The organism is Psychrobacter sp. T6-5 (assembly GCF_052258485.2).
In the GTDB taxonomy this organism is placed as follows: Bacteria; Pseudomonadota; Gammaproteobacteria; order Pseudomonadales; family Moraxellaceae; genus Psychrobacter.
Genome location: NZ_JBQQEY020000001.1, coordinates 200,804 through 227,234, shown reverse-complemented (window position 1 = coordinate 227,234; position 26,431 = coordinate 200,804). Strand labels below are relative to the sequence as shown.

Below are 26,431 nucleotides of genomic sequence, written 5' to 3'. Positions count from 1 at the left end.
AGATAAAGCTATTCAGATAAAGCTATTTAGATAAAATTATTTTGATTCTGCTGTGAATCGATCACCGTCGTTTAGCTGATTACCATGACAAAGCTGTTCCGCGGTCATCGGCTTACCACCAGCAAACTGTAATTTAGTTACCGCCAATATGTTGCTGAATTGTACGTCATGAGCGGCATTATCATTTGGTTGTTCAGCCTCTTGACCACAAGCCACCAAAATTGCCTTGCGCCCGACACTCACGACCGTGCCAGCGGACTTATCTGTTTTTTGCGTGGTATTGATGGGTAGTGCCGCGAGTATTTTGACGCGTTGCCCTTCTAGAAAAGTATAAGCGCCAGGCCATGGTGTCAATCCACGAATTTGACGCTCAATGATAGCAGCAGGTTGTGTCCAGTCAATCTCACCTTCAGTTTTTACGAGCTTTTCGGCATAATTTGCCTGACTGTCATCTTGGGTGATTGCCTGTGCTTGGTAATGTGACAAATCTTTTAATACTGTGGCGATAGCCGTCGCACCAAGCGTTGCCATCTTATCATGTAGGCTCGCTGCCGTCTCATCAGGCTCTATACTAGCGCTCACCTTATAGAGCATATCACCAGTATCAAGCCCTTTATCCATCTGCATGATGGTGATACCTGTCTCATCATCACCAGCCAATAGTGCACGATGAATAGGCGCCGCACCGCGCCATCGTGGTAATAATGAGGCATGAATATTTAGACAACCATGCGTGGGTGTGGTCAATACACCGATAGGCAAAATCAGACCGTAAGCGGCGACAATCATGAGATCTGGCTGATACGTACGCAACGTCTGTCGTGCTGCCATACCCTCTGTGCTGGATTTTTTAAAGGTAATTGGCTGCTCAACAGCGATATCGTTCGCTAATGCCACTTCTTTGACAGCAGAGGCTGATAGTTTTTGGCCGCGTCCTGCTTTGCGATCCGGCTGGGTATATACCGCGACAATATCGATATTAAGTGCGTCTTGCTGGCGAATGAGCGCTTCTAGACTAATGGCAGCAAACTCAGGCGTGCCTGCAAATACGACTCTTAGTCGCTCATTAGATAGTTTATTATTGTTTATAGATGTATTAGACAGATCAAAATTGGCAGTAGTCATAGTCTTGCAGTATATAAGGTTAATTTGTCCATTATAGGTGAGTTTACGACGTTGTGCCATAAGTGTGGTAGTCTCAATCCAGTATGACTAATGACGCTTTTTGCCTTTATAATATAAAAAGTGTCATTGCTCTAGTTATCGACCTTCTTATAGAATAAAAATACTTCGTCAGCAATACTCTATAAATGACACACTATTATTCTGCTATAGATAATAAGAAGGTATCAGTACCAAGGTTTTGAATAAATCAATTACTATAAGAAACGATGATGATTTCACTATATGTTCTTGTGTCGATATAGGGCCATGCTCTCATGCAACAGTTTCAGTCCTTACAGCGATTATTGATCTTCTATGCATCGACCTTACTGGTCATGCTACTGCTGTACTATGTCACGTTGTTTGATGGGTTGAGACATCATAGCGAACAACACAGTATAGATACTTTTCATGCATTACAGCACAGTATTACTGAGCATGCCGCGCCTATCGATGTAGAAATAGAAAAAATCCTAAAACAGCCTACTTTTGATCATATCAGTTATCAGCTTATTTTGATGATGCCATCTGGGCAAACTTATATCCATCGCAAGACTCAACCTAACGAATCAGCTTTTACGATAGTAACGTTTCCCACAGTCAATGCAGCCACTTTTTCTAAGGATAACCAAAGTGCGTATACGGTCAGTAGTAGTGCTTTAACAGGAACGATAAAGCTCGAAAGTGGTCATCAGGTTTATGTTGTGTTGCGCTATGAGCCTTTGACTATCGACTGGACCTCGTACCGTTATTGGCTACCATTAATGGTGGCTCTGATACTGTTTTTTATCGCTTTGTTTTATATGCTCCACCGTCGAACCAACTGGGAGCAGCTAATAGCTTACACTGATAAATTGAGTGTTCAGGCGAAAGAATCTTATACGCCGCCACCCTTTTTACAAGAAAAATCCACCACTGAGTTTTTGCTGCTAGGTCATGCACTGAGCCGTGTCAGTTATCAGCTACACAACGACTATCGACGTATCAAAACATTAAATCATCGTTTGGAGCGCTTGGTTGATCAGGCACCGCTACCAATGCTGATGAGCTTACGTCACGGTCAGATTAGCTTCTATAATCAACGCTTTGAAAAAACATTTACACCCTCTGCCAAAAACGGACACAGTTATACACTCACTGACTTTGTCATGGGCAAAGATGAGGCGACTCAGCAAATACTTCAAACGCTAGCTGGTTTACAAGTCTCGCGTACATTGACCGTCTATGGAATAGACAACAAACAAGCCTACCAGTTGCATGCCACTCCATGGTTTGGTGAGCATGGACAAGTTCATGGTTTTACGGTACTGCTTAATGATGTCAGTGAGCTGGTTAATCAGAACGAGCAGTTGCAACAGCAAAATAAACAGCTACAGCGAAAGGTTGATGAGTTCAATAAACTTAGGTTTGTCATCGGTCATAAGTTGCGCATACCGCTAGAAGCTATGATCGATATCCTTGAGCCAATTGATCCGAACACATTAAATGCAAGACAAAACAAAACACTAGATAATTTGATTACCACCAGTCAGAACATGCTGACCGCCCTCAATGAGACGCTACATATAGGAAATATCGAGGTTAGAAAAACCCGCCTTAATATTGAGCCCGTCGATATTTATAAGCTTGGTCAGGAAGTTAATGAGCTAATCATAAACGATACGAGGCAAAGAGGGCTTGAGCTGATTTACTTTTTTGCCCCAGACTGTCCACGCTGTATTGATACTGATGACGTGCGTCTCCGGCAGATTTTACTGAATCTACTGCATAATGCGGTAAAATTCACCCCCTCTGGGCATGTCACACTGATGATAGAACAAACCGACCACGAGCAAATGTCAGAGGCTAGCAAAGAGACCTTACAGTCTATCAATAAAAACCTTACCGCAGATGCAGTGAGCTGCTGGGTGCGCTTTAGCGTGCAGGACACTGGTATCGGTATCACATCTGCCAAACAGCATCAGCTCTTGTCGTACTTAAATAAACCCCATAGCTCAGATATCAATCCAGTAGCACAAAATGCTATCGATGCAGGGTTGGGACTAAAAAACGTCAATAGCTTTGCGCGATTACTAGGCGGATTTATAGAACTAACCAGCACCGTTAATGAAGGTAGTGTGTTCAACCTGTATTTGCCTTGCCGACGCCCAAACTATCAGCCGGTATATCATCCTAGTCAGCACCTAAGTCATATTTGCCTAATCGCGGTCGTCCACCAGCCGCTTGTCGCGCAACATTTACAGCGGCTTTGTGAGCACTTAGCGATATCTAGCACTATTTATACTTCTGTAGACCTAGCGACTATAGAGCAATTAACAGAACGCCTAAGTCGAGATCAGCAAAGCTCAGCACCCATACTCCTACTAGATTATGAGTACTATGATACCAGCGCGATCTTAGTTGGTAATAAGCCCGATACTGACAACTCAGCGAAATATCAAAACTCATTATCACAAGAGCAGGCTGACCTCACAAAACCTCATTTAACGCACAGCAAGCACATAGTCACGAGCATCGATAGACGGCAAGCATTAAATAGCCTACTCGCTAATACATCTTTACCTAAAATACTGTTTAGTATGAAATCTGAGCGCCGTATACCCTCTATGTTACTCGATCAGTGTGATGGCTTTTTGGCAAAGCCTTTAGATAGTGCGCTATTACTGTCTGAAATCCTGCGCTTGACAATGCCAGCTAGAAAAAAGCTAACACAAACACAAGATATTAAAGAGAACATTAGCGAGACAACTGTTCAAGAAGAAAGTTCACAGCCATTATCACCCCTTATCTTAGTGGTGGAAGATAGCCCAACCAATCAAAAAATAGCCTGCAAAATGTTGAGCAAACTTGGCTATCGCAGTATCGTTGCAGAAGATGGTCAGCAAGCGCTAGATATATTAGCCAGCAAGCGTGAGGAGATTTCCCTGATTTTGATGGATTGCCGGATGCCAGTCATGGACGGTCTACAAGCTACTCAGGCAATCCGCGCACAAGGCGACGACATACCTATTGTCGCGCTAACGGCGAATAATACAGAAGAGGATCGCAAGGCATGCATGCAAGTAGGTATGAACGAGTTTTTATCCAAACCTATCAGTAAAAAGGATCTAGAAACCGTTTTACAAAGCTTTATACCCTAAACATCAATAAAAGAATAAAAAAATCACCCTGTCGATATTATTTTGATTTCGTAATACTGACAGGGTGAAAGGTCTAGACAGGTAAGTAAAACCTCAAACGTTATTTCATAAAGCCATTATCTGCTAAAAAAGTTTCTGTAATTTGGCTTTGAGGATTTGCGGCATTCATACCACCAGATTGTGATTTATTTAACAAACGCTCCAAGTAGCGTGCAACAATATCCACTTCGATATTGACTTTGTTACCCACCAACCAATGCTTAGCGATGTTGGTCACTTGAGCGGTATGCGGGATAATATTTAAAGAAACGATATTGTCACGTACCAGATTGGTAGTCAGACTAATCCCGTCTACCGTGATAGAGCCTTTGGTCGCGGTATAGTGCGCCAACTCTTGTGGTATCTCAATCTCAATATATATAGAACGTGCGTCTTGCTGCAGCTTACTGACGACGCCTACCCCATCCACATGACCGGCAACAATATGGCCACCAAAACGCGTCGTCGGTAGCATCGCTTTCTCTAGATTGACCGTATGACCTGCTTTTAATGCTTCTAGCGCTGTTCGAGCAATCGTTTCACGTGAAACATCAACAGAGTAATGGTTATTACCGAGCTCTACAACAGTCAAACAGATACCGTTCGATGCAATAGAGTCACCTAACTTTACATCGCTAAAATCTAGGTCGTTAGACTCTATTGTTAAGCGTATATCACCGCCCGTTGGTTGCATAGATTTAACTTTTCCAACGCTTTCTATAATTCCAGTAAACATATCATCCTCATCTCATTATTATAATGCTGCTATAAACACATCGCTTTATTTATCAAACGCTTAACCAAATTTCTTAGTGCTGCCTTTCTGAGCACACTTCGCAGTGAAACACGCGGTAAATGCAGGCTGTCATTGGATAGATTGTGGATAAGTAAGCGTAAGTCAATAGGACACTCTTAAAGTCTTTATTAATTATAGAGTTATCCACAATGATGCTAAATTTAGTTTAGCGCTTACAACGCAAGAGTTAAAACCATAAGTTATTGATTAATATATAATTTATTACAAAACCCCAAAAGAAATCAGCTTTTCATGTTTCATGTGAAACAAAGTTATACACAGTTTCATGTGGAACATTTAAAATGGTAATGTACTTATCCACATATAGTTCACATTATAAGCATTTTGTGGATAACAAAATCACAAATAAGAAACCTACAAAGGCAATAGCGTTAATTTAAGGTCAGAACCAAGTTGCTCATAATTATAAATATCGAAGCGCAACTGTTGAGCTAGTGAGATAGGATTGAAATTAACCATTGGTCGCGCTTGATCACCAAGTAGACAAGGCGCCTGATAAACAATCAACTCATCAACCAGCTGTTGACTCAAAAAGCTTCCTGCAACGCTAGCACCTGCCTCTACCAAGACATCATAACACTGATGGTCTCTCACTAATGTTGCTAGTAAAGCGGTGAGATCATCTGTGCGCCAATAAATCGTATCTGTACGGCGGCACAATTGATAATCAGACTGAGCACTGTGCTCTAGACGCTGACGTCTATCGAGCACTACAATCCGAGGTGCTGGTATTTTCTCGGGTAATACGCCTAGTTGATTTGAACGCACGTTAAGTTGCGGATCATCAGCTATCACTGTCTCACTACCAGTTATAATTGCTCCACTTCGCGCTCGTATCTTTTGCACATCTTCGCGAGCCGCATTTGATGTAATCCATTTTGACTCACCAGATGCCATCGCGGTGCGACCATCTAGACTAGTCGCTATTTTTAATCTGACATAGGGCATCTGAGTCCGCATGGCTTTTAAAAATCCGCGATTTAATGCCTCTGCCTGCTCTGTTAATATACCAACCGTAACCTCGATACCAGCCTGCTCTAATAACGCCACACCGCGACCTGCCACCTGTGGATTAGGGTCTAGACCGGCAATCACAACACGCTTTACATTAGCTTTAACGAGTGCCAATGCACACGGCGGTGTACGCCCTGTATGGCTGCATGGCTCTAGAGTCACATAAGCCGTTGCGCCCACTGCTCGATCGCCTGCTTCTTTTAGTGCAAATACCTCTGCATGTGGCTCACCAGCTTTCGGATGAAACCCTTGACCGACCACTTTTTCAGCTTGGACGATGACACAACCTACTGCTGGATTTGGCCTAGTGGTATACAAACCAAATTTAGCTTGTTCGATAGCAAGCATCATAAAGTAGCGGTCTTGCGCATCTTGAGAGTGATTTATAGTTGGCATAACAGTAGGCTTAATAAATGATTGGTAATAATTACGGAGAATTTTATTTAATAATCTAAGCGCTTTGAACTCAAAATCAGTTCAATAGTTAGACATATTTATTGATGTATCAGCTTATTTGTCATTTGGACGAATATTAGCAATCTCTTGATGAAAGGCATCGATGTCTTGAAAATCACGATAGACACTAGCAAAACGCACATAAGCGACATCATCTAAGGCTTTTAGTTCACTCATGATGATTTCACCCAAGACTTTGCTACTGATTTCACGCTCACCCATTTGTCTGACACGTTTTTCAACTCGACTAATCATTGCCTCTTGCTCATCGATAGTGATGGGGCGCTTTTGCAGAGGCAATAAGATAGACCGACGCAGTTTTTCATTGTCGTAAGGTTCAATCTTGTTACTGGATTTGATGATCCTTGGCATCACCACTTCTACCATCTCAAACGTTGTAAAACGCTCTTGGCAACTATTGCATGAACGGCGGCGACGCACTTGCGCACCTTCTGCAGCAAGACGTGAGTCGATCACTTTTGTCTCTGATGCATTACAATACGGGCAGTGCATAGCAATTCCTTATTTTACAACGAAAAATAAAAGCAAAACTTATAAGATAGACAAATTTATTGAGTAATAGATAGAATTATTCAACCGTTATTTACCAATACAAAAACTACCAAATATCTTGCCAAGCAAATCATCAGCACTAAACTCGCCTGTAATCTCACCCAAGCTCTGCTGCGCCTGACGCAAGCTTTCGGCGACTAATTCACCTGCTTGGAATACTGTTAACTGCTCATGCGCCTCTGCGAGATAGTTAGCAGTCCGTCTGAGGGCATCTATATGACGTGTACGAGCAATTAGGCTATTTTCTGGTGGATGAAAACCTACCTTGGCACATAACGCTTCGACTAAATTGTCAATACCAGCGCCTGTTTCACATGAAACATTAACTTGTTCGTAGCCTCTATCTTTGATTTCAGCTTGTGTCATAGAAGCCGATTTTTCACTACTATCATCGCTTAATAGATCACTTTTATTGGCAATGATTAGTAATCGTTTGGCATCTGGCAGCTCGCCAAATAACTGCTCAGCCAATTGCAACGGTGTGCTTTCTTCTTCAACATCGCGAGTCACATCGTAAACCATCAGCAACATATCAGCTTGTGTGATCGCGGTACGGGCACGTTCGATGCCGATACGCTCTACGGTATCCTCTGTATCACGCAGGCCTGCCGTATCGGTAAGATGTAGCGTCAAACCATTGAGCACAACCGTCTCTTGCAGCGTATCACGCGTGGTGCCTGCTACATCGGTCACGATAGCACGTTCTTGCCCCGCTAGACGATTTAGCAGGCTTGATTTGCCGGCATTTGGCCTACCTGCTAGCACAACATGGATACCATCTCGTAAGAGCTGACCTTGTTTTGCAGTGGCTAATACTTGCTGTATTTTATCTTGCGTTTGCTCAAGTTTGCTCTGTATCACGCCGTCAGATAAAAAATCGACATCTTCTTCATCAGGGAAATCAATCGCCGCTTCAACATGCAAGCGCAAATGAATCAACTGTTCTAACAGCTGGTTTATTTTTTGGGAAAACTCACCGCTTAGAGAGCGGATGGCACTACTCGCTGCCGCCGCACTGGTCGCATCAATTGCATCGGCAATCGCTTCTGCCTGCACCAAATCTAATTTATCATTATCAAAAGCACGATAAGAAAACTCCCCGGCACTCGCTTGCTTGGCACCCAATTCAAATACACGTGCAAGCAACTGGTTTTGTAGAATGACGCCGCCGTGCCCTTGCAGCTCAATCACATCTTCACCCGTGAATGAATGCGGGCCTTTAAAGAATAATACTAGCCCTTCATCAATAACAGTGCCATCCGCCTGATAAAAACGACAAAAACTGGCCATACGCGGCGTAAAAGCAGATTTACTCGTCAGCGCACAGGCCATTGCATAAGCACGGCTACCTGATAGGCGTATGACCCCCACGCCCCCTCGCCCAAGTGGCGTTGCAATCGCAGCAATCGTGGCGAGTCCCGATGTATTAGATTTTTCAGAATGATTCGGTGTGGCTAATGCCATCTCTAAGGAATCCACAATGACTCTCAATAGCTAAAAATCCCATTATAGACGTCTGTGCTCATAGTGACAAAGCAAACTTTGAAACGCGGACTAATCATTGATAGTTTTTCTTTAATGTTGATAAGCTGTGGATAACATTTTAGCACTTATAAAAAAACCACCGCTTGCGCGATGGTTTTTGTTGTTACTTTTCTGATAGAGCGTCAGTTAGTCAACTATTTTTACCGTGCGACGTTTCTGCTCTTCTTCGACTTTTTTATTTACAATATATTGCTGAGTCATACTGAACAAGTTGTTCACTGTCCAATACAATACCAAACCTGCTGGGAAGAATAGCATGAATGCGGTAAAGATAATTGGCAAGAACTTCATCACTTTCGCTTGCATTGGATCTGCTGGCTGCGGATTCAACTGCTGCTGTATGAACATTGATGCGCCCATGAGCAACGGCAAGATAAACCACGGGTCCATTGCTGAAAGATCGCGAATCCACAAAATCCATGGCGCATGACGTAGCTCGACGCTCTCTACGAGCACCCAATATAAGGCTAAGAAAATTGGCATCTGCATCAAGATTGGCAAACAGCCCGCCATCGGATTGACTTTTTCTTCTTTGTAGATAGCCATCATTTCTTGCGACATTTTCATGCGGTCGTCGCCATGCTCTTCTTTTAGCGTTTTTAGTCTCGGTGCAATAGCGCGCATTTTTGCCATTGAATAGTAACTCTTATTAGAGAACCACATCAAAGCAATTTTGACCAAAATCGTTAGTAGGATGATTGACCAACCCCAGTTACCCACAACTTTATGCACACCTTCCAAGATAGCAAATAAGACCTTCGATATTGGCCACAGTAAACCATAATCAACCGTCTTATTCAGACCAACTGCCACATCTTTTAGCTCAGACTGTACCTTTGGACCTGCATACAGTGTGGCATCCAATGTCACTTGCTTGTTCGGTGCGACATTGACTGGCTGACTGTTAAAGCCAATAAAGTAGTCGTTGCCAGTCTCGCGGGTAAAGAACTTACCAGTGAAGTTTTCAGGCGTCCATGCAGAGACAAAATAATGCTGCACAATGCCAACCCAGCCTTTATCACTGGTCGTCGTCAGCTCGCCATCGCTGAAGTCTTTAAATTTTAGTTTATTGTAAGGATCATCTGGCGTACCCCAGGCACCACCAAGATAAGTCGCCATGCTCAGCGCGCCTTTATCAGACATACCAGGATCTTTACTATCGTCACGTTTTAGCTGCGCAAACATCTGGCCTTGCCACGCGTTAGTAGAAGCGTTTTGAATTTTGTAACTAATATCGATAGGATATTTGTTTTCAGTAAAGGTAAATGTCTTGGTGATTGTCACGCCATCTTTTTTGTAAGTAAGCGGTACTGACAATGTTTGTTGCCCTGCTTCCATTACATAATTATTAGCGGTGTGGCTGTAAGTCGCTCTACCTTCTGCCGTATCAATACCATTTTGGCCGATAAGTCCAGACTGAGCCACGTATACACGATTGCTATTATTTTCTAGCAATACGAAAGGCTTATCGCTATCGAGCGTCGCGTCATACTGCTTGAGCGCAGCATAGACAATATCACCGCCTTCTGGATTGATTTTGATGTCATAGCGATCGGTCGTTACCGTGATTAGACCTGCGTCTTTCGCAGGCGTAGCTGTCACAGCTGTATTATCCACAGGTAGGGTCTGGACCGGAATATCACCTGCTGCACCTGTGGTAGAAGGGATGTCAGCACCTACTGAACTTGTAGTTTCTGGCACCGCTTCTACGGCTGGTGCATCGGCATAATCATCTCGCCATGCCAAAATCAGCAGATAAGCGGTAATTAGCATCGCAATGATGATCATCACCCGAAATATCTTTTGCATAAACCTTTCCTAGATTAAAAATTAGGGAATGAAAAATTAGGGCATGTGTCATGACTGTACTGCATAGTTATCATCATGATCGATAACCGCGTTGAGAGTCATTTACATAAAATGTGCATCATTTTACTAAAAATCTGCTTCAAATGATACCAAGAGTGTGGATAACTTGTGGGTAAGTCATTGAAGATGATGTCTAAAGCCCGAAGTTGTGATTTTCATGTTGTCTTCATTAAGTAGTTAAGACGTGGCACATACCCCTGACGATCTCGGTAAACGCCCAGTCCTTGAGCGGTGCTATTGGATATATCAGTAAAGGACAAGTACTTATAGCGATAAGAAGATAAAGGGAGCGGGACAAAGTCAGTGCCGTGTCCACCAAGCGGATGACATCTACTAAGACGCTTTAATAGCAACCAACTACCTGCACGAGTACCATGCCACGCCAAAGCTTGTTTACCATAGTTTGAACAGGTGGGATAGTAACGGCAGCGAGCAGGTATTATAGGGCTAATTATTTTTTGATAAAACTTTATTATATTTAATAAAAACTCATAAATTATTTTATTTATTAAAATTAATAATTTTTTCATTTTATTTTTTTTCTATTTTTTTAAATATATTATTTATTTGATTTTTTAATTCTTTACCATCTAAAACTTTTATTGATTTTTTTACTATAAAAATAATATCTTTATTTTCTAATTTAAAAGCTTTTGTACGGAACTGCTCACGGATATGTCGTTTAATCAAATTTCGAGCGACAGCAGTAGGTACTTTACGCTTAGTAATCGCCATACCGATACGCGGCTTGTCACAGGCATTGGGTCTCACAAACGCCATCAAGTGACTCTGATGTATTTTACGCTCAGGTGCGTCAAACACTTCACGAAAAGCTGCTGGTGTCAGTAGGCGCTGCTCTTTAGTAAAATTGGCTGTAGGTGTAGCTGAAAGAGATTTGGGCATGGTATGACCTAATATGATAGGGAATGGCGATATTAGAGATAATAGCAAAATATAGAAACAAAAAAAGCGCCGATGCGGGCGCTTTTAATATATGGCTAAGTGTCAGTTGTGATGATTGACTATTGCAATCTACAAACAATAGGAGCACAACAAGCACTATTAGCCATGCTTATCGCTATCTACTGATTATACAGTTAGACGATGACGTCCTTTAGCACGGCGACGAGCTAAGACCTGACGGCCTTTTTTAGTTGCCATACGAGCACGGAAACCGTGAGTACGTTTACGCTTGATCACGCTTGGTTGGAATGTACGTTTCATAACTCACCTATCAAAATAATGGACTAAATTCGTAATAACGGAGGATTATACCATCCAGTATAGTTTTGGTCAATAAACTAATTTAGCCTGTCTTTGGAGATTTAGTTTCTACTATTATCAGATTACTAGATATTATTTGTTCAAGTGTTCAAGACTCCAGTTTTGTTTAACCAGTTCTTTTAGTTGGTAGCGAATAATTTTTGAAGTTATCCACAGTTTTATGTGACGTCTATAATAATAATTAATTAATATATATAAGTATTGTTATTATTGGGACCTCGTTTATCTGTGGCTAACTCCACTTTATTCTTATTTATCAAAATACTAGACTATGGGTAAGGTTGTGGATAACCTGTGGGTTAAATATGGATAACTTGTGTTGTTGAGTTATCCACAAAACTGTCCACAGTCTTATCCCCAAAAAACAAGGTTTTATCCACAGGGTATCTATGTTAGATTAGCCCCTACTTCGTGTGTGGCTTCTCATAGCTTTTCAGTGTGACTTTTAAGACAGTTAATTGCAGTTGATACCAAGTATTTCTGTATAAGGTCAGGCTATTAAAATTAACTATTATTTCAAATTATAGGGTTAGTATTTTTCATGATAGACACAGCAAATATTTGGGATAAATGTCTGAACGATTTGCGCTATAACGTTAAAGACAACGTTTTCACCATGTGGCTGCGACCTTTGTCAGCTCACCAAGAAGCACAAACTCTAATCATTCTTGCGCCTAATGATTATTTTGTCACGTATATCAAAAAGAACCATCTTCAAGATATTCAGCAATTGGTTGCCAAGCACAGTCAAGGTAGTATTGAAGAGGTTGTGGTCCGTGTTGATAATGCGGGACGTGAGGTAGACGATAGTCAGCAGTTACAATCAGGCTCGTTATTTTTGGAGGATAAGCCCTCCCCTACCCCATCTGAGCATAAATTTGAATCTATCCATCATAATAATTCGAAAGCAGATATCGACGCTAATATGCGTCAGGGAGAACTAAACGATTCAGCTGATGCTAAATCACTAAGCTATCTCAATCCTGACTTTACTTTTGAGACATTTGTCACCGGTAAGTCGAACAATCTGGCCTACAAAGCTTGTTACGAACTTGGTAAAAAACAATCAAAAAATCGACACAATCCTTTATTTATATATGGACCTTCTGGATTGGGAAAAACGCATTTAATGCATTCTGTAGCACATCGCTATTTAAAAAATAATCAAAGTTTTTATTATTTCACTTCTGAAAAATTTATAAATCAATTAGTATATTCATTAAGAAATAATAAAATAGAAGATTTTAAAAAGAAAATAAAAAAAGTAGATTTGTTAATTGTAGATGATATTCATGTGTTAGCAGGAAAGACCAAAAGTAGTAATGAGTTTTTAACATTGTTTGCAGATTTTACCAGTGGTGACAAACAGCTGATTTTGGCTTCTGATCGTCATCCATCGCAAATGACAGAATTTGATGAGCGCTTTAGGTCGCGATTTTCTTGGGGATTGACAGTCGCGGTTGACCCTCCTGAGATTGATACTCGCGTGCAAATTTTGCAGAAAAAAGCCGCTTCTTATGGCATGGTGCTGCCTAAAGAGTGTGCATTGTTTATCGCTCAAAACGTGGTATCCAATGTCAGACGTCTGGAAGGTGCTCTCAATCAAGTTTTTGCCAATGCTAATTTGACAGGTGCACAGATTACTCTTGAGATGGTGCAATACGCGCTCAAAGACATAGTCGCCATGCGTGTACAAGCTGTAAATATGGATAATATCCGAAAAATAGTCGCTGAATACTATGATGTAACGGTCAAGGATATTATGGGGCGTAAACGTACGCGTAGCATCGCCAGACCTCGCCAAATAGCGATGGCCCTATCGCGTGAGTTGACAGGTGACAGTTTTCCTGAGATTGGTCAATCATTCGGCGGACGGGACCACACTACAGTGATGCACGCTTGCGATAAAGTAAATGAATTACGAGCAGCAGATCCAGCGTTTGACAAGGATTATAAGACGCTGGCGTTGATGTTACAGGCAGGTTAGTAGAGTAAGTCTTCACTGTATTTTAGCGAGAAAATATCGTTTATAATATTGAAAATATAAGCAGATAGATGCTCTGTAGATTATAGTCAGTAGACAGGGTATTATTAGACGATTACGTCAAGTTTTTATAAAAAAATCATTCAAATAAGAGTAACTAAGCATGCAATTATCGATCAATCGAGAATCGTTACTAAAAGCTATCAACTTGATCGCCAAAGCCGCTGATAAACGCCATAATATGGTGATATTGGGCAATATTAAGCTGCAGTTATCAGAGTCCGAGCTTATCTTGACAGCCTCAGATTTAGAAGTGGAGCTGACATCGACCTTGAAATTGCCTGCTGGTGCTTGTGTTGAAGCAGGAACAACGACGCTACCTGCAACAAAACTAAAAGATATTTGTAAGTCTTTACCTGCACAAGCTCAAGTCAATCTGGCGACTCAAGCGAATGAGCGTTGTCTGCTTACCAGTGGCAAGAGCCGTTTCACGCTAGGTACCTTACCAAGTGAAGATTATCCAAGCCTAGGCAATCCTGAAAATATTACGCCGTTGAACATCAGCCGTAGTCGCTTGACAGATTTGATTCACAAGACTCAGTTTGCGATGGCAATTCAAGATGTACGTTATTATTTAACGGGTATGCTGTTTGATGTTTCACAGCAGCAGCTGACGACCGTTGCGACTGATGGACATAGACTGGCCTTGGCACGTAGCGTTATAGATGTGAGTGCTGATCTGAGCATGCAGGCTATCTTGCCACGTAAGGCAGTAATTGAGCTTGAACGTTTGGCGACTGAGCTTGGCAAGATGCTAGGCGATCAAGACAATGCAGTTACTCTGAGTTTTGGGCGTGAGTTTTTGCAAGTGAGCTTACCATTTGGCGATGTCGATAGTGCAGGACAAGTCAGCCAAAATCTAATGGTGACGTTTACCGCCCGTTTGATTGATGGCAAATTCCCTGATTATCGCCGCGTCATGCCAAGCAATACAGATAAACTTGCGTTATTTAGTCAAGAAAAAATGACTGACGTATTACGCCGGGTAGCGATTTTGAGTAATGAGAAGTCTCGCGGTGTGGTCTTTAATTTTGCCAGTGATGGTATGGTAGAGGTGCGTGCCAACAATGCTGAGCAAGATGAAGCTGTTGAGATGATACAAGCCAAATATCAGGGCGAGCCAATGGAGTTATCGTTCAATGCTGCGTATCTACAAGACGTGCTAGGTGTTATTCAAGGTGATTTGCAGATGCATATGAGCCAATCGAATGCCTCTGTACTTGTCAATCAACTCAATGATGAGTTCCATCAGTACGTCATCATGCCAATGCGTATATAGTCTGATTTTTTGCACATCATACAGCATTGAACCGCGCTAGCATCTTTTAAGTATTTACGCGGATAGCTTAAATTTAAATAAACTTTTGCTTGCTTAATAAGCTGAAATTAATGGGCGGCTATCGATATCATGATTGAACGTCTACAAATATCAAATCTGCGCAACCTCACACAAGTTAATCTGCAGTCTACCGTTTGCAACGTTATCATCGGTGCAAATGGTAGCGGCAAAACCTCTTTACTTGAAGCGATATTCTTATTATCCAGAGGCAAGAGCTTTCGCCATCACCAGCCAAAACGTTATATTCAACATCATCAAAACAACACTACCGTATATGCTAGACTCAACGACAGTCGTACGCTAGCCATTCAAAAACAAGCAGATGCGACAACCATTCTGCGTCTTAATCAAGCTACTGTCTACAACCAAAGTATATTGACCGAGCAGCTACCCACGCTACTGATAGATCCCTCAACGATGGATATGTTAGAGCAGGGTAGTGCCAGTCGCCGCCAGCTGTTGGATTGGTTAGTGTTTCACATGAAACAAGGTTTTCACCCGCAATGGGTCGCCTATCAACGCCTTTTAAAACAGCGCAATAGTTTACTAAAAAAGACTCGTCAATTGACTCAAGTCCAGCTGGCTGAGCTAAAGTCTTGGGATAAAGGACTAAGTAATCATGCGGCATTGATACATCATTATCGTGAGCAAGTATTTACTGAGTGGCAGCCTTATTTTGCCAAAAGTGTTTTGCAGTTGTTGCCATCTTATGCTGAGCAATTGAGCCTAAGTTATAGCGCTGGCTATGACACTAATGTCGCGCTTGATGTACAGCTTAATGAGCGATTAGAGCAGGATTTACAGTTAGGATATACCCGTATAGGCAATCATCGGGCTGATATCCATGTACATTGGCGCTCTGATAATGCTGTACGGTCTGGTGATGTTGTAGATAGTCAGGCGACAAATACAAATACAGCGTCCTCAGACCATGAGGTAAATACTAAATTACCAACTCTAAAAGAGCAGGCCGCCAATGTATTGTCTCGCGGTGAAAAAAAGCTGCTCATAACTGCGCTACGCTTATCGCAGTTGCCGTTATTGCTCAATGATAATAAAGATAGTGGTTCGTTCGATAATAGCTCAACATCGAGAGCGACTCCTGTCGTGCTACTAGATGACATCACCGCAGAGTTAGATGGTAGAGCGATAGAGATTCTTTTATCGACCTTAGCGCAGCTACCTTGTCAGGTGTTCATGACCAGTTTGACGGATGATATCGTACCTCTGGTTAATGAGCTGTGGTCAAAACCTAAGTTGTTTCACGTGAAACAAGGCCAGATATTGTCTGTTGATTAATTCCTGTTGATTAATTCCTGTTGATTAATTCCTGTTGATTAATTCTTAGTCGCTTATCATCGCTTTAAGCATTTTCCTGCCTACTTGTAACTCCTTTTATACGTCCTTTATTGAGCATCACAGTCGCGACTATCACTCATACTAGCTATTAGGCTAAGACACTGACTCATAAGTCGTAAAACTCCCAGTAAACAGTGACTTACAGACAAAAAAATGCTAAAATAACCCTTTATTTTTGTCCTGTTCTCAGCAATTTATCTGATAGCATCATATAAAAGATTTTTATTTTTCGTTTCTTCATAAGTAGTTGATAATTAAATATTTTATTTATTTCAGTAGTTTTAACAATGGCTAGAAAAACAAAGACTATTACTAATAAGTAATTTGCCAATTTTATCTCTGTGCGGCCTTTTTTGAGGCTAACGGTGGTTAGTGGTTTAGCTGCTCACATGCACTCTAGATTATGAATAATAGACGTTAATTTTAAGATGCCATCATGAGGTGCATTTTTATAAGTGCGCTGACAAAAACGGCTGATTATGGCTAGATTAAGGAATGTACATGAGTGATTCATTACCTATTGACCACGAGCAATTGATAGACGACAGTGCTACTGAAGCCGCTGTGCCTACTGTAGTTTCAGAAGTATTACCTTCTGATTATAGTTCTAAGGATATCCGTGTACTACGTGGGTTAGAGGCTGTACGCGTGCGCCCTGGTATGTATATCGGTGACACTGACGATGGCACAGGCTTGCATCACATGGTCTTTGAGGTCGTGGATAACTCTATCGATGAGGCGCTGGCCGGTCACTGTGATCAGATCGATATCATCATTCACGAAGATGAGTCTGTCAGTGTAATGGATAATGGCCGCGGTGTACCAGTCGATATTCATCCAGAAGAGGGTGTATCAGCAGCTCAGGTTATTATGACTGTCTTGCATGCAGGCGGTAAGTTCGATGATAATAGCTATAAAGTATCGGGCGGCCTGCATGGTGTTGGGGTATCGGTCGTCAACGCGTTGTCTAAAAAGCTTGAGATGAATATCTGGCGTGAAGGCTATCATTATCACCAGACTTACACTGATGGTGTACCTGACGCCGATATTCAGCAGATGGAAGCGACCGATCAAACCGGTACGCAAATCCGCTTTTATCCAAGTAGCGACGTATTCACCGGTACAGTCTTTGAATATGATATTTTGGCAAAACGCCTACGCGAGCTGTCATTTTTGAACTCTGGTGTGCGTATCGTTTTGACCGATGAGCGTATTGATAAGCGTCATGAGTTTGAGCACAAAGGTGGCCTGTTAGAGTTTGTCAGCTATATCAATGCAGGCAAAGACGGTATCAATGAAGTATTCCATTTTACCAGTCAACAAGACGACGGTATCAGTGTCGAGGTTGCGCTACAGTGGACCGATACGTATAACGAAAAAGTATTGTGCTTTACTAATAATATTCCGCAAAAAGATGGCGGTACGCATCTATCAGGTTTCCGCTCAGCACTTACACGCGGCCTAAATAGCTATATGGATCGCGAGAATTTATTCAAAAAAGAAAAGGTCGCTGCGACTGGTGATGATGCTCGTGAAGGCCTAACGGCTATTGTCTCGGTGAAAGTGCCGGATCCAAAATTCTCAAGCCAGACCAAAGACAAGCTAGTCTCAAGTGAAGTGAAATCTGCTGTCGAATCAGCGATGCATGATAAGTTCAATGACTATCTGCTAGAGAATCCAACTGCTGGTAAAGCCATTGCTAATAAAATTATGGAAGCAGCAAGGGCGCGTGACGCCGCTCGTAAAGCACGTGAAATGACTCGTCGCAAGACGACTCTGGATATTGCAGGTCTGCCTGGTAAACTTGCTGACTGCCAAGAAAAAGATCCAGTACTATCTGAGCTATACATTGTGGAGGGTGACTCTGCAGGTGGCTCAGCTAAGCAAGGTCGTAGCCGTAAAACCCAAGCTATTTTGCCACTGAAAGGTAAAATTCTAAACGTTGAGCGTGCACGCTTTGACAAGATGCTATCCTCTGCTGAAGTGGGTAACCTGATTACCGCACTCGGCTGTGGTATTGGCCCTGACGAATATAATCCAGATAAAGTACGCTATCACAAAATCATCATCATGACCGATGCCGATGTGGATGGGTCACATATTCGTACCTTGCTGCTGACTTTCTTCTTCCGCCAAACGCCTGAGTTGATTGAGCGTGGTTATATTTATATCGCTCAGCCACCGCTATACAAAGTGAAAAAAGGTCGTCAAGAGTTATACCTAAAGGATGACGAAGCGCTTAAAGCGTATCTATTGTCATCAACGATTGATAATACGAAGCTACACATTAGTGCTGATGCGCCCGCTATTACTGGGCAAGCGCTTGAGACGTTGCTGAATGATTATAACCAAACGCAATTGATCAAAGCTCGTTTGCAGATCCGCTTCCCAGCGGTCATCTTAGATGCGTTGACGCATACGCCGAAACTTAGCACTGATATGACTTATGATGAGTCTGCGATGCAGGATTGGAAAGCCGCGATGCAGACTAAGCTAGATCATTTCGGTAGTGATCTAAGTCCTGAGATTGAATTGGTCAATATTCATGCGCCGCAGCCAAAAAATATGGATGCAGCGGCTGCTGATCTATTGGGTATGACGCCTGTCATCGGTACTGAAGCCGCAAGCACTGAAGAAGGCGAAGCGTCAGACAATGATGCTCTATCTACTAAGGCGCAATGGCTACCACGCGTCACGGTATATGTGCATCAACTGGCGCACCATTATCTGCTAGATGCTAGCTTCATCAATTCAGGTGAATATGGCAAGCTATTACGTTTATCAAGCGAGTGGAACACCCTACTTGAGAGTGATGCCTTTATCCGCCGTGAAGCAAGCGCGGGCACGACTAAAGATATCCCAGTACGTGACTTCGATTATCTCTGGCAGCAAATGATGCTCGATGCACGTCGTGGTCTGGCTATCCAGCGCTACAAAGGTCTGGGTGAGATGAACGCCGACCAGCTATGGGATACGACGATGGATCCAGAAAACCGCCGTATGCTACGTGTCACTATCGAAGATGCGATTGCCGCTGATCATATGTTTACCTGCTTGATGGGTGATCACGTCGAACCACGCCGTATCTTCATCGAAGAAAATGCCCTAACGGTGTCAAATCTAGACATCTAAATTTGAGTGTTCTATTCATAATATATGAAATACCGTTTCGATCATCGAAGCGGTATTTTTGTTTCACGTGAAACTTACGTAGATAAACTGCTATTGATTAGCAATCATAATTTGTGGAAATAAAATGATCGAAGTGATATTACTCGCTATCGCCCTAGCGATGGATGCGTTTGCAGTATCGATAGGACTGGGTGCTAAGGCTCAAAAATACAGCCATCAGTATGTAAGGCGCTTGGCTATCTATGCTGCGCTTTACTTTGGTATTGCGCAGGGCGTGATGCCACTCATTGGTTATTTATTGGGTGCAGCGCTGCTGGGTTGGTTGGCGGCGGCCGCGCCTTGGATTGGCGGGATCATATTAATTGTTCTAGGTGGAAAAATGCTTTACGAAGTGTTTACCGCTGACGAATCAGATGCGGATAGTGATGAGTTAGATGTCAACGATGATGCGATTAGCACTGATGGCAAAACAGGAGTAGTCTCTAGTAACTATCGTGCACACACCAATCACAGACATACTAATCATGGGCATATCAATCATCGCACCATGTTTACGCTAGCGATTGCCACCAGTATCGATGCGATGGCAGCCGGATTTACGCTAAATTTGTTGGCCTTGAACGCATGGCTAGCATGCTTGATTATCGCGGTAGTAACGGCTGTGTTTGGCGGGATTGGGGTCTATTTGGGACGTCGCTCAGGCACATGGCTAGAAGAAAAAGCAGAAGTATTGGGTGGTATGGTACTGATTGCGATTGGCATAAAAGTCATGTTTTTTGGCTAATTTATTTAGAGTTTCACCTAGTCTTTATGCAAAAAGCACCGCCTTGAATATCAAAGCGGTGCTTTTTTGTTTCACGTGAAACTTAAATTGACCAATATATCTATCTATTACTCTTCGTCAGTATTAAAGCGCCACGCCAGTACACGAGTGCTCTTTTGACCTTGGCTCATCTCGATAATGCGCATTTGCGCAACATTTAGCTGCTTTAGTAGTAGCTGTAAAGGTTTCACGTTTTCAGATTTTGACACCAACGTCGTAAACCAACCAACATGCTCGGCAAAGCTTTGGCTTTCTTTTGCCATCTTGGTTAAGAACGCAATCTCGCCACCTTCACTCCACAATTCTTTATGCTGACCACCAAAATTTAGGTTTTGTGCGGCGTTACCTGATTTGGTTGAATGACGGCTGATTTGCTCGCTCTCATTTTTACCACGATGTCGTTGCAGGTTATGCTGCTTGCGGCTGTTGGCTTCCATTGCTTCTTCTAATGACGCATGAAACGGCGGGTTACACACCACCACATCGAAATAATCTTGACGACCAATGATGTTTTTAAAGATAAACTTAGGTTCAGGTTGCAGCTTTACTTTGACCGCGCTTTTTAGCTTTGGATTAGCATCACAAATCAGTGCAGCAGTATTGACCGAAATCGGATCAATGTCGCTAGCGGTAAAGCGCCAGCCGTAGCTTTGGCTACCGACGATCGGATAGATCGCACTGGCACCCGTACCGATATCTAGCGCGTGAATCTCTTTGCCCGTCGGCGGTGTGTTGTCGGCATTCACATGCGTGGTTTGCGCGAGTAAGTCTGCAATATAGTGAATATAATCGGCACGTCCAGGAATAGGCGGACACAGATAGCCTTCAGGAATATCCCAAAATTTAACCCCGTAATAGTGCGCCAACAGTGCTTTATTCAGCACACGAACTGCCTGATGATCAGAGAAGTTGATCGTGGGCTCGCCTTTGGGATTGGTGATGGTGTGCTCAGCAAGCTCAGGCAAGGCGCGAGTCAATACTGCAAAGTCGTAACGACCTTGATGCGGATTGCGTGGATGCAGCTGACCGAGTTTCTTGGCGGTCGCGGGCGATCGGTTTCTGTGTTTACTGTTTGCAGGGATACGGGTCATAGGGTAGGGCTACGATAGGTGAATATAAGCAAACAGTGTAGCAGATTTCGCAGGTTTCTAATGGTTTATCCGTGCTTTATCGGTCGCTTATCGGTGACGAAAGATCAGGTTGAGTCCCAATACGATCATCGCCGACCCCAATACACGGTCGATCCAATGCTCAAAACGCTGAAATCGGCGATGAATAGTAGGGATAGAGAGTAGCATCACTACGGTGCTAAACCATGCCATCTGTAGCACCATCATCCAGACACCGTATATCGCTAATTGCCAAAGCGGTATGTCGGGTGACAGCACAAGGGTAAAAATCGCGACAAAATAGACAGGCGCTTTTGGGTTAAAGACATTGCAGAAAAACCCACGGCGCAATGTGACAACGGTAGATTCGGTATTCATAGATTTAGTATGAGTAGAGGCGTCTTGCTTTGCTTGTAAATGATCAGTAGAAGTGTTCTCTTGCGTTACGGATGCTGCTATTTCTACTGGCTTTTTTGGTTTTGCCTGAATGCCCTGCCACCCTAGATAAATCAAATAGCCACCACCTAGCCATTTAATCGCGGTCAATAGCGGCTGTGAGTGGGCAATGACCGTCGCTAGTCCCAGTACCGAATAGATAATATGCACTGACAGTCCTAAAGTAATCCCCAAACTACAAATCAAACCAGTACGTCGACCCTTAGCTAACGTCTGCTGTGAAACCAAGACAAAATCAGGGCCTGGTGAGGCGGCGGCCAGCAAGTGAACGCTCGTGATCAGCAAAAATCCGTGCCAAAACTCCATAAAACCCTCTATACCCTATCCAGTCTGAATCATAGTTGCACTTATCGTAAATGAGGTCAACTTTTATCTATTATCGCGCCATTCGAGTCATTGCTATCGCTTGTGTTATCGCTATATGGTGTCTATATTAAAAGATGGATGAAAAACAGGTTTATCGACAAACCTTTATAAATAAGCGATCAAGATTCGACGATATAATCATTCACTACATAAAAAATGACTTCGACAAGGACAGCACCATGACGACGGACAGTAATACGCAAGACAATCGCATCACTTATGACACAGACGGCACTATCTGCCTGATTGGGCTAAACCGTACCAATAAACGCAATGCCTTTGACAGCCATATGATTACGCAGTTATCTGACGCACTGACCCAATATGAAGACGATGAGCATTTACGCTGCGCGCTCATCTTTGCGCATGGTGATCACTTCACCGCTGGGCTTGATCTGGTTGAGCTGCAAGACAAGCTAAACGATGGTGTGTTTGAGTTTGATGACAATCAAATTGATCCGTGGGGCATTAGCGGACGCTTACGTACCAAACCTGTGGTCGTGGCGGTAAAAGGCACTTGCTTTACCGTGGCTATCGAGCTGATGCTCAATTGTGATGTGGTCATCGCCAGCGACAACTGTAACTTTGCCCAAATGGAAGTCCAGCGCGGCATCATGCCATTTGGCGGGGCGACGGTACGGTTTGTCGCGGCGGCAGGCTGGCAAAAAGCCATGCCGTATCTGCTCACGGGTAAAGCATTCAGTGCGCAAACGGCTGATCGGCTGAATTTGGTCAGTGAAGTGGTGGCAAATGGGTCTGAATACGAGCGCGCATTGACGCTGGCACAAGAGATCTGTAAAGCTGCGCCGCTGGGCGTCAGAGGCGCGTTATCATCCGCGCAAGATGCGAGCCGCAATGGGGCAGCAACGGCACTGGCCAATATCCATAGCTATCTACCGCCGCTCTTTCATTCAGAAGATGCCAAAGAGGGCGTAATGGCGATGGTTGAGAGAAGGGAAGCTAAGTTTAAGGGTAGGTAGGAATAATTTCTCAGCAGCTCTTTTTACTGTTGTTACATGATCTGTAAAACATATTTAATATCATAGGGAAATGGTAATGAACATAATTTCTAGACTGACTACTAAGGTAGGTGCAGTTAAGCAGGATTTATCTAATAAAAAGGATTTCAAGCAAAGGCTAATAGAAGTATGTTCAGATGGAAAAATTACTGAGTCAGAGTTAGCGCTAATCAACAGTCTTGCCGAAGAATATAATATTGAAGAAGAGGATTTTAAGAAAGTAAATTCTGCGGCATATGAGGCTGCCTTTAAAGCAATCATTAGTGATGGTGTCATCACAGATCAAGAAGAAATAGATATTATCGAAACACAACAAATTTTGATGGTGACTGACCAACAAATACCTAAACAGCTTGCTGTTTTACGTCAGCATCGAGAATTAAGAAATATTCAAAAAGGAATTCTTCCATCGGTAAATAGTTTTGGATTGATTCTACAAGGTGATGAGCAAGTACATTTTAGAGCGCGCGCAGATTTACTTGAAGAAAGAGTTGTAAGTAGAAAATATCAAGGTGGGTCGTCAGGCGTTAATATTAGAGTAGCAAAAGGTGTAAGCTTTAAAGTAGGGCAACATAAAGGCCGCTCAATAAGCGAAAAGGGAATCGTTATTGTGGACGAGGGTGACTTCTACGTAACGAGCAAAAGGCTAGTCTATAAAGGCGGAAAGAAAAATTTCACGCTGAATTTTTTACAACTTGTAGGGTATGAAGTTTTTACAGGTGGTATTGATATAAGTGCCAACAAAGGCAATACCAAGATGCTCAAATTTAAAGAAACATTTGATGCGGATATGCTAGAGCTATTGATTAACGTAGCTATAACTCGTTAATTGGTATAAAAAGTACATCACCTAGTAATATGGTATCCAAACCTGCCGTAACAGTATTGTTCCTAGCAACTACTGATATTGCAGGTTTTTTATGAGGTGCGAACTATACTTCACCCAAATCTTCCAAATCCACATACTCTTTTTTGCCATGGATCTTATACATCTTGCGATTGATCTCTGGATACAGGGTAATGTCAATCGGTGGTCGGCTGCCACCCATCAGATAAGTAGCATCGGCATCGCTCTCATTGCGCATTGAGTGCGCCGCGCCATGTGCAGGGAAGCCTACAAAATCGCCAGCGCTCAATTGATATTGCTCATCACCGTAGCGAAGCGACAGCTCGCCTGACAGCACATAAATGAACTCATCCGACTCCTCATGATAGTGATGGGTCGTCGTCTCATCTCCCGCTTCCACCCGTACGAGATGCAGGCCAAATTTAGTCAGACCAACGATATCACTGAGCGACACTGTATGGCGAATGGCTTGTTCATTGAACTGGTGAATATGCTCGGTCTCAGGCGTGTTATCGATATCGGATTTGGTCAAGACGTATGCTTGCGTGTCCTTACGCGGCTGTTGGTCTGGTGTCGTCATCATCTGTCTCCTTGATTGATGCTTTGAGTGTATACCACTATTAGCCAATAGTATCAGGTTTTAAAAGGGACGAAATAGGCGTGATTTTGATAATCATATAGCGACTTTATATATCCTGCATAAAGCGATTGTTGATGACGCTATTCATGTTGTACCCTGAACCATTATTTTAAATAAAGGAGAGTGCGGGTGTTGTATAACTTTGATGAGGTCATCGACAGACGGGATACAGGGTCGCTCAAATGGCACTATAGCGATGACACGATTCCGCTGTGGGTGGCTGATATGGATTTTAAGGCCGCGCCGCCTATCTTAAACGCGATTGAGCAAGCCGTGCAGCATGGCATATTGGGCTATACCAAACCCACCGAGGTACTGTATGACGCGATTATTGATTGGCATGGCAGTCGCTATGATTTGGCGCTTGCTAAAAAAAATATTTTGTTCTCCCCGGGTGTCGTCCCAAGCTTAGCGCTGATGATGAACGTCTTTACCGAGGTAGGGGATGCGGTACTGGTCAATGATCCTATCTATGCGCCATTTATGAGTAAAGTTGAGCAAAATGGTCGTACGCTCATCACCTCATCGTTACAAGAGAGCGAGGGCAAATATCATCTTAATTTAGCTGATATCGAAGGTAAGATTATCGAGCATGATATTAAGCTATATTTACTCTGCAATCCGCACAATCCGGGCGGGCGCGTGTGGACAGCGGATGAGTTGAAAGCTGTACTTTCGATTTGTAAAAAGTACAATGTGGCGATTGTCAGCGACGAGATTCATCAAGATTTAACCTTGAGCGGGCACACATTCACGCCGTTTTTAACGCTAGCGACAGGGTATGAGCACAAGGTGGTGAGCCTGACCTCGATGACCAAAACCTTTAATATCGCTGGTATCAAAGGCTCGATGATCTTTGCCAAAGATGAAGGTTTACTCCAAAAAATCAGTCAGCAGCAGCAGTTAAATGACGAGTACGAGCTGAATTTATTTGCGTATACAGCGATGCGTCATGCGTATGAGCAAGGCGATGAATGGTTGGTACAGGCGCTGACCTATATTGAGGCTAATATTAATTTAACCGTACAGTTTTTCGCTGAGCATCTACCCAATATCAAGGTCATGCGTCCAGAAGCGTCCTATCTGATTTGGCTGGATTGTTCAGCTTACAGTCAGGACGACGAGCAGCTTTATAATGAATTAAGAGCGGCAAAAGTAGAGCTAAATGCTGGGATCAAATACGGTAAGGAAGGGCATCTTAAAATGCGTTTGAATGTGGCCTGTCCTAGATCAGTGTTGACTGAAGGGTTACATCGTATTCAAAACGCCTTTGATAAGATATAAAAACGGCTATAAAGCGGTTATGAAGTTTTGGTTAATGGCTTACGTGCGCGTTTAGAGATTTACTCAATGCTTCACTTATAGGTTATAACATAGTTAGATAGCAAAAACCCCG

At 42.9% G+C, this 26,431-nt stretch carries 21 protein-coding genes; 9 read left to right on the top strand and 12 right to left on the bottom strand.

Annotation, left to right across the window (positions count from 1 at the left end; genetic code table 11):
* Window positions 1–36: 36 nt before the first annotated feature.
* Window positions 37–1,125 carry a methionyl-tRNA formyltransferase gene (gene fmt, locus ACTXGK_RS15600; protein ID WP_443514819.1) on the bottom strand — a complete coding sequence of 363 codons (1,089 nt, stop codon included), beginning with the start codon at window positions 1,123–1,125 and terminating at the stop codon, window positions 37–39.
* Between the two features lie 314 nt (window positions 1,126–1,439).
* On the opposite strand from fmt, the gene ACTXGK_RS15595 reads away from it, so the two are divergent.
* Window positions 1,440–4,304, top strand: a complete 2,865-nt coding sequence (locus ACTXGK_RS15595) for a response regulator (RefSeq protein WP_443514818.1) — start codon at window positions 1,440–1,442, stop codon at window positions 4,302–4,304.
* 100 nt (window positions 4,305–4,404) lie between these two features.
* Here ACTXGK_RS15595 and ACTXGK_RS15590 read toward each other — a convergent pair whose 3' ends face one another.
* The 8 genes from ACTXGK_RS15590 to rpmH all read right to left on the bottom strand — a co-directional run bounded on the left by ACTXGK_RS15590 (window position 4,405) and on the right by rpmH (window position 11,841).
* On the bottom strand, window positions 4,405–5,079 hold the full coding sequence (locus tag ACTXGK_RS15590) for a riboflavin synthase (RefSeq protein WP_443514817.1): 675 nt from the start codon (window positions 5,077–5,079) through the stop codon (window positions 4,405–4,407).
* A 435-nt stretch (window positions 5,080–5,514) separates the two neighbouring features.
* Window positions 5,515–6,570 carry a bifunctional diaminohydroxyphosphoribosylaminopyrimidine deaminase/5-amino-6-(5-phosphoribosylamino)uracil reductase RibD gene (ribD, locus tag ACTXGK_RS15585; protein ID WP_443514816.1) on the bottom strand — a complete coding sequence of 352 codons (1,056 nt, stop codon included), beginning with the start codon at window positions 6,568–6,570 and terminating at the stop codon, window positions 5,515–5,517.
* A 114-nt stretch (window positions 6,571–6,684) separates the two neighbouring features.
* Window positions 6,685–7,143 (bottom strand): transcriptional regulator NrdR, encoded by a 459-nt coding sequence (gene nrdR / locus ACTXGK_RS15580; RefSeq protein ID WP_201599406.1) that lies wholly within the window; start codon window positions 7,141–7,143, stop codon window positions 6,685–6,687.
* A gap of 87 nt (window positions 7,144–7,230) precedes the next feature.
* Complete coding sequence (gene mnmE / locus ACTXGK_RS15575; protein ID WP_443514875.1) at window positions 7,231–8,667, bottom strand: tRNA uridine-5-carboxymethylaminomethyl(34) synthesis GTPase MnmE; 1,437 nt, start codon at window positions 8,665–8,667, stop codon at window positions 7,231–7,233.
* Between the two features lie 207 nt (window positions 8,668–8,874).
* Window positions 8,875–10,557, bottom strand: coding sequence for a membrane protein insertase YidC (gene yidC, locus ACTXGK_RS15570; RefSeq protein ID WP_443514815.1), 1,683 nt, complete (start codon window positions 10,555–10,557; stop codon window positions 8,875–8,877).
* 215 nt (window positions 10,558–10,772) lie between these two features.
* The gene (yidD, locus tag ACTXGK_RS15565; RefSeq protein WP_443514814.1) at window positions 10,773–11,147 is read right to left on the bottom strand and encodes a membrane protein insertion efficiency factor YidD; all 375 of its coding nucleotides are present in this window, start codon (window positions 11,145–11,147) and stop codon (window positions 10,773–10,775) included.
* A 1-nt stretch (window position 11,148) separates the two neighbouring features.
* On the bottom strand, window positions 11,149–11,520 hold the full coding sequence (gene rnpA, locus ACTXGK_RS15560; RefSeq protein ID WP_443514813.1) for a ribonuclease P protein component: 372 nt from the start codon (window positions 11,518–11,520) through the stop codon (window positions 11,149–11,151).
* Window positions 11,521–11,706: 186 nt separating this feature from the next.
* Complete coding sequence (rpmH, locus tag ACTXGK_RS15555; protein WP_007394757.1) at window positions 11,707–11,841, bottom strand: 50S ribosomal protein L34; 135 nt, start codon at window positions 11,839–11,841, stop codon at window positions 11,707–11,709.
* Window positions 11,842–12,442: 601 nt separating this feature from the next.
* Here rpmH and dnaA point away from each other — a divergent pair.
* The 5 genes from dnaA (at window position 12,443) to ACTXGK_RS15530 (ending at window position 20,559) form a co-directional block, all read left to right on the top strand.
* A complete protein-coding gene (dnaA, locus tag ACTXGK_RS15550; protein ID WP_443514812.1) occupies window positions 12,443–13,888 on the top strand; it encodes a chromosomal replication initiator protein DnaA in 1,446 nt (481 codons plus the stop codon).
* 160 nt (window positions 13,889–14,048) lie between these two features.
* A complete protein-coding gene (gene dnaN, locus ACTXGK_RS15545; RefSeq protein ID WP_371533070.1) occupies window positions 14,049–15,224 on the top strand; it encodes a DNA polymerase III subunit beta in 1,176 nt (391 codons plus the stop codon).
* 129 nt (window positions 15,225–15,353) lie between these two features.
* Window positions 15,354–16,583: a DNA replication/repair protein RecF gene (recF, locus tag ACTXGK_RS15540; protein WP_443514811.1), complete on the top strand. Its 1,230-nt coding sequence runs from the start codon at window positions 15,354–15,356 to the stop codon at window positions 16,581–16,583.
* A gap of 561 nt (window positions 16,584–17,144) precedes the next feature.
* Entirely contained in the window at window positions 17,145–19,775 is a 2,631-nt protein-coding gene (gene gyrB / locus ACTXGK_RS15535; protein ID WP_443514810.1) for a DNA topoisomerase (ATP-hydrolyzing) subunit B, read from the top strand.
* Window positions 19,776–19,899: 124 nt separating this feature from the next.
* Window positions 19,900–20,559, top strand: coding sequence for a manganese efflux pump MntP (locus ACTXGK_RS15530; RefSeq protein ID WP_443514809.1), 660 nt, complete (start codon window positions 19,900–19,902; stop codon window positions 20,557–20,559).
* A 107-nt stretch (window positions 20,560–20,666) separates the two neighbouring features.
* Here the strand turns inward: ACTXGK_RS15530 and rlmF are convergent, their stop codons facing one another.
* Together rlmF and ACTXGK_RS15520 are read right to left on the bottom strand one after the other, a co-directional pair.
* Window positions 20,667–21,689: a 23S rRNA (adenine(1618)-N(6))-methyltransferase RlmF gene (rlmF, locus tag ACTXGK_RS15525; protein WP_443514808.1), complete on the bottom strand. Its 1,023-nt coding sequence runs from the start codon at window positions 21,687–21,689 to the stop codon at window positions 20,667–20,669.
* A gap of 87 nt (window positions 21,690–21,776) precedes the next feature.
* Entirely contained in the window at window positions 21,777–22,469 is a 693-nt protein-coding gene (locus ACTXGK_RS15520; RefSeq protein ID WP_443514807.1) for a LysE family translocator, read from the bottom strand.
* 239 nt (window positions 22,470–22,708) lie between these two features.
* On the opposite strand from ACTXGK_RS15520, the gene ACTXGK_RS15515 reads away from it, so the two are divergent.
* Entirely contained in the window at window positions 22,709–23,509 is an 801-nt protein-coding gene (locus ACTXGK_RS15515) for a crotonase/enoyl-CoA hydratase family protein (RefSeq protein ID WP_443514806.1), read from the top strand.
* Window positions 23,510–23,585: 76 nt separating this feature from the next.
* Window positions 23,586–24,377 carry a hypothetical protein gene (locus ACTXGK_RS15510; RefSeq protein WP_443514805.1) on the top strand — a complete coding sequence of 264 codons (792 nt, stop codon included), beginning with the start codon at window positions 23,586–23,588 and terminating at the stop codon, window positions 24,375–24,377.
* Window positions 24,378–24,480: 103 nt separating this feature from the next.
* Here the strand turns inward: ACTXGK_RS15510 and ACTXGK_RS15505 are convergent, their stop codons facing one another.
* Window positions 24,481–24,978, bottom strand: coding sequence for a cupin domain-containing protein (locus ACTXGK_RS15505; RefSeq protein ID WP_443514804.1), 498 nt, complete (start codon window positions 24,976–24,978; stop codon window positions 24,481–24,483).
* A 186-nt stretch (window positions 24,979–25,164) separates the two neighbouring features.
* Between ACTXGK_RS15505 and ACTXGK_RS15500 the strand changes: the two genes are divergently transcribed.
* Window positions 25,165–26,319, top strand: a complete 1,155-nt coding sequence (locus ACTXGK_RS15500; protein WP_443514803.1) for a MalY/PatB family protein — start codon at window positions 25,165–25,167, stop codon at window positions 26,317–26,319.
* Window positions 26,320–26,431 lie beyond the last annotated feature (112 nt).